Source organism: Xenorhabdus littoralis (assembly GCF_033949345.1).
GTDB classification, from domain to species: Bacteria; Pseudomonadota; Gammaproteobacteria; order Enterobacterales; family Enterobacteriaceae; genus Xenorhabdus; species Xenorhabdus littoralis.
Window position 1 is genome coordinate 48443 of the sequence record NZ_VCDP01000027.1, and the last position, 14656, is coordinate 63098.

Sequence of the window (14656 nt, forward strand, 5' to 3'; positions counted from 1 at the left end):
CCAAGAACAATATACCGAATATAAACCTTGGTATTATCATTGAAAATATAATGCAGAATAAAATACTTATAGAAAGCAATGAAACAATGATATCCTTTATGGCAATCTTAAATATCCAAGCTAAAATCTTGATAGTATATTTTATGACTTTATAAAAAATTTCCAATATAAGAAATAAAAAATCCATAATTATCACCCACTATAATGTTTCACTAATCCAAAAGAGCATCCGATTGCTATTACTAATATTTATTTGAAGTAACCCATAACCTCTTTTTATTCAGATAATCTTTTATCTTCAATCTGAATCTAAATTTATAAATCAAATCAAATCAAATAAACTAACACTGCTAACAATAACATATTGAACATATATCTCGGCATTGCTTCATAGCATATGAGTGAAAAATAAAGAAGCATAGCGTTATATAATTTTACATCTTACATACGATTATCAATCGGTTGTAAGGGCATTGAATCTGGCTTATTAGCAATCATTTTTGCCATTTTTTCAATCGGATCTGTCCGCAATATATATAACCGTTTCAAAGAAAAGGGGTTATCTCCCAATTTTATTTTCCCTTGTATCGTGGTGACAGCCAAGTGAAAACCTGATTGTTCAGCCGCTTTCATTGCTTTTGGATTATATCCGCCAAAAGGATAAGAGAGATAAAGCACATGAGGATTAAATTGCGTCAGAGAACGCCTGGAGCGTTCGAAATCATACAAAATGGTATGGTATGTTCGATTGAATAATATGGGCTGTTTATTTTTTCCCAGTCGATGAAGAAAATGCGTATGAGATTGAAAATCAAATATATTCTGCATGGAAGATAATTCAGAGAGACTCAGAAATTGCAGGCTATTAGGATCCCATTTTTGCGGATGACGTTTAATTCGGGAGGAAATAACAAATAGTGTTGCTTTCTGGCCATTCTCTTTCAAAATGGGATAGGCATAACGATAAACGGATTTAAGCCCATCATCAAAAGTCAAACCAATCACTCTTGCTGGTAAATTAAGGCTGCCATTTAAATAACCTTCCAATTCATACAATGAAATTGTGGTGTAACCCATTTGTTTCAAGTAAGCCATCTGGCTGCGAAAGGCTGTCAGAGAGGTTGTTGTCGAGGTATGGAGAAAACGCTTATTCTCTTTATCCTGAAGAATATGGTGGTAGGTTAATAAAGGAATGCCACTATCCAATTCGGCATCTTGATCACTAATGTAACCTAACCGATCACCTAAATTAATTTCATACCAAGTATGGTGTGAGGGATCTTGTAGTTTGTCTAAAATCGGATAACGGAGATTTTCCATCAAAATGGCAACAGGTCTGCTATCAATGTCAGGTGTGCTATAGACTTTAGTTGCCTTAAATATCATCAAATTTTGGGAAGCTTTTTTGTGAAGAGTATTGAAGGGATCTTCGGGAAATGCGGATTGCTTCATTTCCTTTAAACTTTCTTTTGCTATATAACCCGTTCCATTACCAAAGTGAAATTCGTAATAATCACTCTTTTCATCTTCTTCTTTAGCAATCTTTAGTCCCTGTCCTTTCTTTATGATCCCGGCCTCGATGACATGCTCGCCAACCCAAGCATAGATTTCACTATCTCTGGTCGCCTCCATGTAATGATAGTTCGGAAAGTTGTGATGCTGCGCTAACGCCGGATAAGAAAAACACGTCAAAAGTGGTAATAAAACCATAGCAATAACATTAACTATTCGTCTCATTTCAATTTTCCATCCAATAAAAAATGCCCTCTACCAAGAGAGGGCATTTCACGATTAGCTATACCTGCTATACCTGTAAAGTATGCTGCGCATCACGATATTACTTGTTATCGCTGCTGCTACCGAAACCTGCATTCAACAATTCAGCAAGGTTTGCAGTGGCTTCGTCAACGCTGACTTGTGGCGCTTCAACCACTTCGTTTTCTTGACGACGGCGGATGCGATCCTGATGGTAAGCATAACCTGTACCCGCAGGGATCAAACGACCAACGATGACGTTCTCTTTCAGGCCACGCAGTTCATCACGTTTACCTGCAACAGCTGCTTCAGTCAGTACGCGGGTTGTTTCCTGGAACGACGCCGCAGAGATGAAGGATTCTGTTGCCAGTGATGCCTTGGTGATACCCAACAGGTCACGGTGGAAGGTCGCCGCTACTTTGCCATCCATCTCCAGCTTACGGTTCGCAACTTTAACACGCGCGTATTCAACCTGCTCGCCTTCGAGGAATTCAGAGCTACCCGCATTCGCAATGGTAACTTTACGCAGCATCTGACGAACGATAACTTCAATGTGTTTATCGTTAATCTTAACGCCTTGCAGACGGTAAACTTCCTGTACTTCGTTGGTGATGTAACGAGCAACCGCATGAACACCACGCAGACGCAGGATATCATGTGGAGATTCTGCGCCATCGGAGATCACGTCACCACGTTCAGCAACCTCACCTTCGAACACGTTGAGCTGACGCCATTTAGGGATCATCTCTTCGTAAGCATCGCTGCCATCCAGTGGGCTGATGACCAGACGACGTTTACCTTTGGTTTCTTTACCGAAGGAAACGATACCGCTGATTTCTGCCAGGATCGCAGGCTCTTTCGGACGACGTGCTTCGAACAGATCCGCAACGCGTGGCAGACCACCGGTAATATCTTTAGTACCGCCGGATTCCTGAGGAATACGCGCCAACGTATCACCCGCAGAAATAGAGATGCCATCTTCCAGCTGAACAATCGCTTTACCCGGCAGGAAGTACTGAGCAGGCATATCTGTACCTGAGATCAGAACATCGTTACCCTGAGCATCTACGATTTTCAGTGCCGGACGCAGGTCTTTACCGCTACCGGTACGCTCTGCACTGTCCAGAACGACCAGTGAAGACAGGCCGGTCAGTTCGTCCGTCTGACGGGTAATGGTCTGGCCATCTACCATGTCGTAGAACTGGATGATACCGGAGACTTCACTCACGACTGGCATGATATGTGGATCCCAGTTCGCAACGGTTTCACCGCCGGTTACTTTCTCCCCATCACCTTTTGCCAATACCGAGCCGTAAGGCACTTTATAGCTTTCTTTAGTACGACCGAAATCGTCGATCAGGCGCAATTCGGTATTACGGGAAGTAATAACCAGTTTGCCCGCTGAGTTTGTAACGAATTTAGCGTTGGTCAGTTTCAATTGACCTTTGTTACGTACCTGAATACTGGATTCTGCTGCCGCACGAGATGCCGCACCACCGATGTGGAATGTACGCATCGTCAGCTGTGTACCCGGCTCACCGATTGACTGTGCCGCGATAACACCAACCGCTTCACCTTTGTTGATGCGGTGACCACGAGCAAGGTCGCGACCATAACAGTTTGCACAAACACCAAAGTCAGTTTCACAGCTTACTACGGAACGTACTTTCACGCTGTCAACGGAGTTTTCTTCTAACAGATCACACCATTTTTCGTCCAGCAGAGTGTTACGTGCCACCAGAATGTCTGCGGTACCTGGTTTCAGAACATCTTCAGCCGTCACACGACCCAATACGCGCTCACGCAGTGGTTCTTTAACGTCACCACCTTCGATAACCGGAGTCATCAGGATGCCGTTGTGAGTACCACAGTCATCTTCAGTCACAACCAAGTCTTGAGCAACGTCAACCAGACGACGAGTCAGGTAACCGGAGTTCGCAGTTTTCAATGCGGTATCCGCAAGACCTTTACGAGCACCGTGGGTTGAGATGAAGTACTGAAGTACGTTCAGGCCTTCACGGAAGTTCGCGGTGATTGGGGTTTCGATGATGGAGCCATCTGGTGTTGCCATCAGGCCACGCATACCCGCCAACTGACGGATCTGAGCAGCAGAACCACGCGCACCGGAGTCGGCCATCATAAAGATGTTGTTGAAAGAAACCTGCTGTTCTTCTTCACCGTTACGGTTAATAACAGTTTCAGTAGACAGGTTTTCCATCATCGCTTTAGCAACACGTTCGTTCGCCGCAGCCCAGATATCGATAACTTTGTTATAGCGTTCGCCAGCAGTTACCAGACCTGACTGGAACTGTTCCTGAATTTCGGCCACTTCCGCTTCTGCTTCCGCGATGATGCCTTCTTTCTTTTCAGGAATAACCATGTCATCAATACCTACGGATACCCCTGAACGGGCAGCGTAAGCAAAACCGGTATACATGGTCTGGTCAGCTAAGATAACGGTTGGTTTCAGGCCCAGTATACGGTAACAGGTGTTCAGCATTCTGGAGATTGCTTTTTTACCCAGCGCCTGGTTAATCAATGAGTATGGCAGACCTCTAGGTACGATCATCCACAGGATGGCACGACCCACAGTAGTATCTACCAGACCTGTATTAACGGTGACATTACCTTCGCCATCTCTCACTTCTTCAGTGATACGAACTTTAACGCGAGCGTGCAAAGAAGCCAGACCTGCGCGATAAACACGCTCTGCTTCTTTAGGACCGCTCAGAACCATGCCTTCGCCTTTCGCGTTAACACAGTCACGGGTCATGTAGTACAGACCCAATACAACGTCCTGAGATGGAACGATGATTGGTTCACCGCTCGCTGGGGACAGGATGTTGTTGGTAGACATCATCAGCGCACGCGCTTCCAACTGGGCTTCCAGAGTCAGCGGTACGTGAACAGCCATCTGGTCACCATCGAAGTCGGCGTTATAAGCCGCACACACCAATGGGTGCAACTGAATAGCTTTACCTTCGATCAGAACGGGTTCGAATGCCTGAATACCCAAACGGTGAAGGGTCGGTGCACGGTTCAGCAGAACCGGGTGCTCACGGATCACTTCATCCAGAATATCCCATACGACAGCTTCTTCACGCTCAACCATTTTCTTGGCTGCTTTGATGGTAGTCGCCAGACCACGCAGTTCCAGCTTGCCGTAAATGAATGGCTTGAACAGCTCCAATGCCATCTTCTTAGGAAGACCACACTGGTGCAGACGCAGGTATGGACCTACGGTGATTACAGAACGGCCAGAGTAGTCAACACGTTTACCCAGCAAGTTCTGACGGAAACGACCCTGTTTACCCTTGATCATGTCAGCCAGGGATTTCAGTGGACGCTTGTTGGAACCGGTAATCGCACGACCGCGACGACCGTTATCCAGCAACGCATCAACCGCTTCCTGCAACATACGTTTTTCGTTACGTACGATGATGTCTGGCGCAGCCAGATCCAGCAGGCGTTTCAGACGGTTGTTACGGTTAATAACCCGGCGGTACAGATCGTTCAGGTCTGAAGTCGCGAAACGACCACCATCCAGTGGAACCAGTGGACGCAGATCCGGTGGCAGAACTGGCAGAACGGTCAGAACCATCCACTCTGGCTTGTTACCAGACTGAATGAAAGCTTCCAGCAGTTTAATACGCTTGGTCAGCTTCTTGCGTTTAGTTTCAGAGTTGGTTTCGTTCAACTCTTCACGCAAGGTTTTACATTCGTTTTCCAGATCCATGTTTTTCAGCAAAGCCTGGATCGCTTCTGCGCCCATTTTTGCGTCAAATTCATCACCGAACTCTTCCAGTGCATCCAGATACTGTTCTTCAGTCAGGATTTGGCTACGCTCAAGGCTGGTCATGCCGCCTTCGATAACCACATAGGATTCGAAGTACAGTACGCGTTCAATGTCGCGCAGAGGCATGTCCAGCAACAAACCGATGCGGGATGGCAGGGATTTCAGGAACCAGATGTGAGCGGTAGGAGATGCCAGCTCGATGTGACCCATGCGTTCACGACGAACTTTGGTCTGGGTTACTTCAACGCCACACTTCTCACAAATCACACCACGGTGTTTCAAACGCTTGTATTTACCACACAAGCATTCGTAGTCTTTTACTGGCCCGAAAATACGTGCACAGAAAAGGCCGTCACGCTCAGGTTTGAACGTACGGTAGTTAATAGTTTCCGGCTTTTTTACTTCCCCGAATGACCACGAACGGATCATATCTGGAGAGGCCAGAGCAATTTTGATCGCATCAAACTCTTCGGTCTTAGTTTGCGCTTTCAGAAACTTTAATAAGTCTTTCACGAAATGGCTCCTGTCGGAGTTAGACCTGCTAGGTGAGTGGCCCATGCCACTCCCCTCTGTAACCAGTATAACCACTGGGACCAGTGTAACCACTGGCTGGTAAACCGTCCGGCACATTCATACATGCCGGACGATACCAGCGGAAAAACGATTTATTCGTCTTCCAGCTCGATGTTGATACCCAACGAACGGATTTCTTTCAGCAATACGTTGAAAGATTCCGGCATGCCCGGTTCCATCTGGTGGTTACCATCCACGATGTTTTTATACATCTTGGTACGGCCGTTAACATCGTCGGATTTAACGGTGAGCATTTCTTGTAGGGTGTACGCAGCACCGTATGCTTCCAATGCCCACACTTCCATCTCACCGAAGCGCTGACCACCGAACTGTGCCTTACCACCCAGCGGCTGCTGAGTAACCAGGCTGTAAGAACCGGTAGAACGGGCGTGCATCTTGTCATCAACCAAGTGGTTCAATTTCAGCATGTACATGTAACCAACAGTTACCTGACGCTCAAATTGTTCACCAGTACGGCCGTCGAACAGTGTGATCTGACCGGAAGTCGGCAAGCCACCCAATTTCAGCAGCTCTTTGATTTCAGTCTCTTTTGCACCATCAAAGACTGGTGTTGCGATTGGCATACCTTTTCTCAGGTTTTCAGCCAGACGCATCACTTCTTCGTCGGAGAAGGTGTTCAGGTCAACTTTCTGACGAGTGTCGTCACCCAGATCATAAGCTTTCTGGATAAATTCACGCAGTTTGGCAACTTCTTGCTGCTGTTTCAGCATCGCATTGATCTTGTCACCAATGCCTTTCGCCGCCATACCTAAGTGAGTTTCCAGAATCTGACCGATGTTCATACGCGATGGTACGCCCAGCGGGTTCAGTACGATGTCAACAGGAGTACCGTTTTCATCGTATGGCATATCTTCGATTGGGTTGATCTTGGAGATAACACCCTTGTTACCGTGACGACCAGCCATCTTGTCACCAGGCTGGATCTGACGTTTCACTGCCAGATACACTTTAACAATTTTCAGTACGCCCGGAGCCAGATCATCGCCTTGTGTGATTTTACGGCGTTTAGCATCCAGTTTTTTCTCGAACTCTACTTTCAGTTCGTCATACTGTTCTGCCAACTGTTCCAGCTGATTTTGTTTCTCTTCATCAGCCAGGCCCAGCTCCAACCAACGTTGACGAGGCAGTTTGCTGAGTTTTTCCGCTTCAATACCACCGGCAACCAGCACGGTATGAATACGGGCAAACAGGCCAGCTTCGAAAATTTGCAGTTCTTCTGTAAGGTCTTTTTTCGCCTCACGCAACTGCATCTCTTCGATTTCCAACGCACGTTTATCTTTCTCTACGCCATCACGGGTAAAGACTTGTACGTCGATAATAGTACCAGATACACCGTTTGGTACGCGCAGTGAAGAGTCTTTAACATCAGACGCTTTCTCACCGAAGATCGCACGCAGCAGTTTTTCTTCTGGCGTCAGCTGAGTTTCACCTTTTGGTGTCACTTTACCAACCAGAATGTCGCCACCTTTCACTTCCGCACCGATATAAACGATACCGGATTCGTCCAGTTTAGACAGCGCAGCTTCACCCACGTTAGGGATGTCAGCGGTAATCTCTTCAGATCCCAGTTTGGTGTCACGAGACACACACGCCAGTTCTTGAATATGAATGGTAGTGAAACGGTCTTCCTGAACAACACGTTCAGATACGAGGATGGAGTCCTCGAAGTTATAACCATTCCATGGCATGAACGCCACGCGCATGTTCTGACCCAGAGCCAGTTCACCCAAGTCGGTGGACGGACCATCAGCCAGTACGTCACCACGCTCAACCATTTCGCCCAAAGAAACACATGGCATCTGGTTGATACAGGTGTTCTGGTTAGAACGGGTATATTTGGTCAGGTTATAGATATCAATGCCCGCTTCACCCGCGTACATTTCTTCATCGTTGACCTTGATAACGATACGAGATGCGTCAACGTACTGAACCAAACCACCGCGTTTAGCAACAGAAGTTACACCGGAGTCAACCGCTACCGCACGTTCCATGCCTGTTCCGACCAACGGCTTATCAGCACGCAGAGTTGGAACCGCCTGACGTTGCATGTTCGCACCCATCAATGCACGGTTGGCGTCATCGTGTTCAAGGAATGGGATCAAGGAAGCACCGACGGACACGATCTGTTGTGTCGAAACGTCCATGTACTGAACCTGATCACGGTTGAACAAGCTGGATTCATCGTAATGACGGCAAGTAACCAATTCTTCAACGAAGTGGCCTTCTTCATCCAATACGGTGTTAGCCTGTGCAATGACGTAGTTACCTTCTTCGATCGCAGACAGGTAGTGGATTTCATCGGTCACTACGCCATCACGAACTAAGCGGTAAGGGGTTTCAAGGAAACCATACTCATTGGTACGCGCATAAACGGACAATGAGTTAATCAGACCGATGTTTGGACCTTCAGGCGTTTCGATTGGACATACGCGACCATAGTGAGTCGGGTGTACGTCTCGCACTTCGAAGCCTGCGCGTTCACGAGTCAGACCGCCCGGACCCAACGCAGAAATACGGCGTTTATGGGTAATTTCAGACAGAGGGTTGTTCTGATCCATGAACTGAGACAGCTGGCTGGAACCAAAGAACTCTTTCACCGCCGCCGAAATTGGCTTGGCGTTGATCATGTCCTGTGGCATCAGAGTATCCAGATCGCCCAGAGACAGACGCTCTTTCACTGCACGTTCTACACGAACCAGACCTACGCGGAACTGGTTTTCAGCCATTTCACCAACGGAACGGATACGGCGGTTGCCCAAGTGGTCGATATCATCGACTTCACCTTTACCGTTACGGATATCGATGAGCTTCTTCATCACGTCAATGATGTCTTCTTTGCTCAGGATACCGGAACCTTCAATCTCGTTACGATCCAGTGAACGGTTGAACTTCATGCGACCAACCGCAGAAAGATCATAACGATCTTCAGAGAAGAACAGGTTCTCAAACAGGTTCTCTGCGGCTTCACGGGTTGGTGGTTCGCCCGGACGCATCATGCGGTAGATTTCAACCAGTGCGCTCAGGCGATCATTGGTTGGGTCAACACGCAATGTTTCGGAGATGTATGCACCGTGATCCAGATCATTGGTAAACAGGGTCTCGATAGATTTATGGCCAGACTGACTCAGACGTGCCAGCAGATCCAAAGAGAGTTCCATGTTAGCCGCACAGATGATTTCACCTGTGTTCTGATCGATGTAATCTTTTGCTACAACTTTACCCGCGATATATTCGACAGGAACCTCAATGCGGTCTACCTGATCTTTTTCTAACTGGCGGATATGACGAGCGGTGATACGACGGCTTTTTTCAACATAAATCTTGCCGTTTGCTTCGATATCAAATGAAGCAGTTTCGCCACGCAGACGTTCTGGAACCAGAGTCATCTGCAATTTGTTGTCGCGAATTTCGAAAACGGTTTTGTTGAAGAACAGGTTCAGGATGTCTTCGGTGGTGTAATCCATCGCGCGCAGAATAATCGAAGCCGGCAATTTACGACGGCGGTCGATACGCACAAACAGGTTATCTTTTGGATCAAATTCGAAGTCCAACCATGAACCACGGTAAGGGATGATACGTGCATTATACAGTACCTTACCGGATGAATGGGTTTTACCCTTATCGCTGTCAAAGAAAACGCCTGGACTACGATGTAACTGAGATACGATAACGCGCTCAGTACCGTTGATAACGAAAGTCCCGTTATCAGTCATGAGTGGAATTTCACCCATGTAGACTTCTTGTTCTTTGATGTCTTTGACTGTGCCTTCTGGCGCTTCGCGCTCATAGATCACCAGACGCAGTTTAACGCGCAGCGGTGCGGAATAAGTTACACCACGGATCTGACACTCTTTAACATCAAAGACAGGCTCACCAAGACGGTAGCTTACATATTGCAGCTCGGAATTGCCGCTATAGCTCTGAATTGGGAACACAGAACGGAAGGCTGCTTCCAGTCCATTCTGGCCTTCAGGATCTTGCTCGATAAACTTCTGGAACGAGTCAAGTTGGATAGAAAGAAGGTATGGAACATCCAAAACTTGTGGACGTTTACCAAAATCCTTACGAATACGTTTTTTCTCGGTATAGGAGTAAACCATAGGGTTCCTCAGCTCGCTGATAAGTGAACCACTCTGTCCGCCCTTAAGGACAGCACTCGGCAACACTATTTTTTTCGAACAGAAAATAGAATATTTTCCGTAATACTCATTGCTATTACTCTTAAATCATTTCATTGCGTTACCTTACTAACTACCGAGCTACCCGAGTGGATCGTAGCTGAGAACGCAGTATATTAAGTCGTCAATAGGAAGGAGTATTCAGGGTTAATTAGTAGCTAAACAGTGTGAAATGCTACTAACTCCCTACATAATGCCTGTAAGACAATGCCGTTAAAACAAGGCGTCGATGACAGCCTTAACAAACAATGTCCTTACAGCGCAAAAAGGCTGGCGATTAAAAAATCGCCAGCCGCCAGCCTTAGAAAATCAGGCTGCGAACTTCAAACTGATCTTACTTGATCTCAACAGAAGCACCAGCTTCTTCCAGAGATTTTTTCAGAGCTTCAGCGTCGTCTTTGCTGATTGCTTCTTTCAGTGCTGCTGGTGCGCTTTCAACCAGGTCTTTAGCTTCTTTCAGACCCAGGCCAGTTGCGCCACGTACTGCTTTGATTACAGCAACTTTGTTAGCACCAATACCAGTCAGGATTACGTCGAATTCAGTTTGTTCTTCAACAGCTTCAGCAGCACCACCAGCTACAGCTACAGCTGCAGCAGCAGAAACGCCGAATTTTTCTTCCATCATGCTGATCAGTTCAACAACGTCCATTACAGACATTTCTGCAACTGCGTCCAGAATTTGTTCTTTAGTGATAGACATAACAAGTGTTCCTAAAATTCAGAAAAAGTTTATACGTTAAAAAGCAACGAAGGAAATAGGCAATTAAGCGGCTTCTTTCTGATCGCGTAGCGCAGCCAGAGTGCGAACCAGTTTGCCAGCAGAGGCTTCTTTCATGGTTGCCATCAGGCGTGCGATTGCTTCTTCGTAAGTTGGGAGTGTTGCCAGACGATCGATGTTCGATCCTGGGATAAACTCACCTTCAAAGGCTGCCGCTTTAATCTCGAATGCTGGGTTCGCTTTCGCGAAATCTTTGAACAGACGAGCAGCTGCGCCCGGATGTTCGGAAGAGAAAGCAATCAAGGTTGGACCAACAAACGCTTCTTTCAGGCACTCATACTCAGTACCTTCAACAGCACGACGCAGCAGGGTATTACGTACAACACGTACGTTAACGCCAGCTTCACGGCATGCTTTACGCAGTTCAGTCATTTTATCTACGGTAACGCCACGAGAATCCGCAACAACCGCAGACAGCGCGCCTTTGGCTACTTCGCTGACTTCAGCAACAATCGCTTGTTTGTCTTGAAGATTTAGTGCCATTAGCTTCTTGCTCCTGGATTAACCGGGAAAACCCGGAACTCACTTCACTCAGGACACGGAATGTGCCTGAGCGCTAAAACACGGTGAGCAGAATCCAGAAAATAAATTTCATTTGGCTCTGTCACCGTCTACGCAGGATATTAAGTAATTACTTACGCCTGCGGTCTTGGACGGGGCTTGGATTAAGGCCAAGCTCCAACCGAAAATTCTTTATTTGCTGATATCACCTTATTTTTCGAAGGTTGTGCGCCATTAAACACACTATCAGGCAAATTTGAAGCGTTAGATTTTAGACAAATCTAACGCTCAGGTAAAGCGTTATTCAGCTTAAATTGCTGATGCGTTCAGACCAGACTGGTCGATCGCTACACCTGCACCCATGGTAGTGGACAGGCTGACTTTCTTAACGTAAACGCCTTTAGCAGAAGATGGTTTCGCTTTTTTCAGCGCAACCAGCAGAGCTTCCAGGTTTTCTTTCAGTTTGTCAGCGTCGAAATCAACTTTACCAATGGTAGTGTGAATGATGCCGTTTTTGTCGTTACGGTAACGAACCTGTCCTGCTTTAGCGTTCTGCACAGCTTCAGCAACGTTAGGAGTTACAGTACCCACTTTAGGGTTTGGCATCAGACCACGTGGGCCCAGAATTTGACCCAGTTGGCCAACAACGCGCATTGCATCTGGAGATGCGATAACTACGTCGAAATTCATCTCGCCTTTCTTAATCTGTTCAGCCAGATCTTCCATACCTACCAGTTCTGCGCCAGCAGCTTTAGCCGCTTCAGCGTTTGCACCCTGAGTAAATACAGCAACACGTACTGAACGACCGGTACCGTGTGGCAATACAGTTGCACCACGAACGTTCTGGTCAGATTTACGAGCATCGATGCCAAGATTAACAGCTACGTCAACGCTTTCTACGAACTTAGCAGTAGCCAGTTCTTTCAGCAGAGCAACGGCTTCGTTGATGTCATATTGTTTAGTTACATCAACTTTTTCACGGATAGTGCGCATGCGCTTGGTCAGTTTAGCCATTGATTAATCCTCCACAACCAGGCCCATGGAACGAGCAGTACCTTCGATTGAACGCATCATCGCGTCAACATCAGCACCAGTCATGTCCGCCGCTTTAGTTTCTGCAATTTCACGAATCTGAGCGCTGGTTACTTTACCAACTTTCTCTTTGTTCGGTTTGCCAGAACCAGATTTAACGCCTGCTGATTTTTTCAGCAGAACAGCCGCTGGTGGGGTTTTGGTAATGAAAGTGAAAGAACGGTCTGCGTAAACAGTAATAACAACTGGAGTTGGCAGGCCTTTTTCCATGTTTTCTGTTTTAGCATTGAAAGCCTTACAGAATTCCATGATGTTAACACCCTGCTGACCCAGAGCTGGACCAACTGGTGGGCTTGGGTTAGCCATGCCAGCTGCAACTTGCAGCTTAACGTAGGCTTGTACTTTCTTAGCCATCTAAATTTCCTCTATATGGGTATTATCGCCTCAAAAAAGAAGCTCCCCTGACGATTTAGGCCCCGTCTAAACGACCAGACCACTTAAAACTTACCTAAATTACCTAGAAAACATTACCTAGATAAAAACAAAAGGCGCGAAATTGTATGCTAATTTCACACCTTTCGCAAGTCATCCTGTCTACTTAGACATCAGATCAGGATTTCTCTACCTGACTGAAATCCAATTCGACTGGTGTAGCACGACCAAAGATAGAAACCGAAACCTTCAAGCGGCTCTTCTCGTAATCGACTTCTTCTACTACACCGTTGAAATCTGCAAACGGACCATCGCTGACACGAACCATTTCGCCTGGTTCGAACAGAGTTTTTGGCCGTGGTTTGTCACCAACCTGCTGAAGACGATTCATGATCGCATCAACTTCTTTATCACTGATTGGTGCCGGGCGGTCAGACGTACCACCGATAAAACCCATTACGCGAGGTACACTACGAACCAGATGCCAGGTTGCATCATTCATTACCATCTGTACCAAGACATAACCAGGGAAGAATTTGCGCTCGCTTTTACGACGCTGACCACTGCGGATCTCAACAACTTCTTCTGTCGGCACCATGACTTCGCCGAAAGAATCTTCCATATCTTGTAATTTGATATGTTCACGCAGAGATTGAGCGACACGACCTTCAAACCCAGAAAATGCCTGTATGACATACCAACGCTTTTTTGGGGATTCAGACATTTTTAAAACCTCAGGCCTGTAATAAATGAAACTAAACGCACCAGAATACCATCCAATCCCCACAAGATCAGGGACATAATGGCCGTCACAGCTGCAACAATCAACGTTGTATGTAGTGCTTCCTGGCGAGTTGGCCAAATGACTTTACGCATTTCAATGCGGGCTTCACGGGCAAATGCTAATGCAGCTTTACCTTTCACAGTCCACAATGCAGCTGCTCCTGCAAGGGCAACAATAGCAACGACGGCTATCGCGCGCAGAGGCAAGTTATACTCTCGGTAATAGTAATTACCCACAATAGCAACCACCAGCAACACTGCCACTGATAGCCATTTTGCTATATCAAGACCACGCCCGCTTTCTTGAGCATCGCTATTCGCACTCATAAACCAACCTGTAACTATATGTAAGTAACTATGATGTAAATAGATAGCCAGCTTGCCTGCAAGAGCAAAACAAATCAGACCGAACCCAAAGATAATTGTAATTGTATCTGACTCGGCGCCATAATTCAGCAGGACTTTTATATCAAAGTGATACCAAAGCCCATTCGTTGTATCAGAGCCTATCTCACCAATAATTAAGAATAACTATCAAATAGCATTTTGTCTGCTATCGGACGACTATTAATGCACAGCTTTTAATAAACAGTCATTAATGCACAACTATTGATGAGATAGGTTCTTCTTAAGGTAACGTCTAAAAAGACGTCCTAAAACAACGTATAAAAAGGGCATCTATTGATGCCCTTCCAAAATGAACACATTAAAAAATTATGCGATCACTTTAGCAACAACACCAGCACCTACAGTACGGCCGCCTTCACGGATTGCGAAACGCAGACCATCGTCCATTGCGATTGGCGC

The 14656-nt window shown here is 46.4% G+C and carries 10 protein-coding genes; all 10 read right to left on the reverse strand.

Annotation, left to right across the window (positions count from 1 at the left end; all coding sequences use genetic code 11):
- Positions 1-441 precede the first annotated feature (441 nt).
- The gene (locus FE394_RS08675; RefSeq protein WP_319925994.1) at positions 442-1737 is read right to left on the reverse strand and encodes a polysaccharide deacetylase family protein; all 1296 of its coding nucleotides are present in this window, start codon (positions 1735-1737) and stop codon (positions 442-444) included.
- Between the two features lie 100 nt (positions 1738-1837).
- Positions 1838-6064, reverse strand: coding sequence for a DNA-directed RNA polymerase subunit beta' (rpoC, locus tag FE394_RS08680; protein WP_319925995.1), 4227 nt, complete (start codon positions 6062-6064; stop codon positions 1838-1840).
- A 152-nt stretch (positions 6065-6216) separates the two neighbouring features.
- Positions 6217-10245, reverse strand: a complete 4029-nt coding sequence (gene rpoB, locus FE394_RS08685) for a DNA-directed RNA polymerase subunit beta (RefSeq protein ID WP_319925996.1) — start codon at positions 10243-10245, stop codon at positions 6217-6219.
- 412 nt (positions 10246-10657) lie between these two features.
- A complete protein-coding gene (rplL, locus tag FE394_RS08690) occupies positions 10658-11023 on the reverse strand; it encodes a 50S ribosomal protein L7/L12 (RefSeq protein WP_319925997.1) in 366 nt (121 codons plus the stop codon).
- A 63-nt stretch (positions 11024-11086) separates the two neighbouring features.
- Positions 11087-11584, reverse strand: a complete 498-nt coding sequence (rplJ, locus tag FE394_RS08695; RefSeq protein ID WP_319925998.1) for a 50S ribosomal protein L10 — start codon at positions 11582-11584, stop codon at positions 11087-11089.
- A gap of 327 nt (positions 11585-11911) precedes the next feature.
- Positions 11912-12616 (reverse strand): 50S ribosomal protein L1, encoded by a 705-nt coding sequence (gene rplA / locus FE394_RS08700; RefSeq protein ID WP_319925999.1) that lies wholly within the window; start codon positions 12614-12616, stop codon positions 11912-11914.
- A 3-nt stretch (positions 12617-12619) separates the two neighbouring features.
- The gene (gene rplK / locus FE394_RS08705; protein WP_319926000.1) at positions 12620-13048 is read right to left on the reverse strand and encodes a 50S ribosomal protein L11; all 429 of its coding nucleotides are present in this window, start codon (positions 13046-13048) and stop codon (positions 12620-12622) included.
- A gap of 196 nt (positions 13049-13244) precedes the next feature.
- A complete protein-coding gene (gene nusG / locus FE394_RS08710; protein WP_319926001.1) occupies positions 13245-13790 on the reverse strand; it encodes a transcription termination/antitermination protein NusG in 546 nt (181 codons plus the stop codon).
- Between the two features lie 2 nt (positions 13791-13792).
- Positions 13793-14176: a preprotein translocase subunit SecE gene (gene secE / locus FE394_RS08715; RefSeq protein WP_319926002.1), complete on the reverse strand. Its 384-nt coding sequence runs from the start codon at positions 14174-14176 to the stop codon at positions 13793-13795.
- Positions 14177-14563: 387 nt separating this feature from the next.
- Positions 14564-14656, reverse strand: a 93-nt coding sequence (locus tag FE394_RS08720; RefSeq protein ID WP_131867864.1) for an EF-Tu C-terminal domain-related protein, incomplete at its 5' end; no start/stop codon positions are given.

Coding starts and splice junctions, on each gene's coding strand:
- secE (WP_319926002.1), bottom strand. CDS start 14,176: ATGAGTGCGAATAGCGATGCTCAAGAAAGCGGGCGTGGTCTTGATATA.
- rplJ (WP_319925998.1), bottom strand. CDS start 11,584: ATGGCACTAAATCTTCAAGACAAACAAGCGATTGTTGCTGAAGTCAGC.
- rplK (WP_319926000.1), bottom strand. CDS start 13,048: ATGGCTAAGAAAGTACAAGCCTACGTTAAGCTGCAAGTTGCAGCTGGC.
- rplA (WP_319925999.1), bottom strand. CDS start 12,616: ATGGCTAAACTGACCAAGCGCATGCGCACTATCCGTGAAAAAGTTGAT.
- nusG (WP_319926001.1), bottom strand. CDS start 13,790: ATGTCTGAATCCCCAAAAAAGCGTTGGTATGTCATACAGGCATTTTCT.
- rplL (WP_319925997.1), bottom strand. CDS start 11,023: ATGTCTATCACTAAAGAACAAATTCTGGACGCAGTTGCAGAAATGTCT.
- FE394_RS08675 (WP_319925994.1), bottom strand. CDS start 1,737: ATGAGACGAATAGTTAATGTTATTGCTATGGTTTTATTACCACTTTTG.
- rpoB (WP_319925996.1), bottom strand. CDS start 10,245: ATGGTTTACTCCTATACCGAGAAAAAACGTATTCGTAAGGATTTTGGT.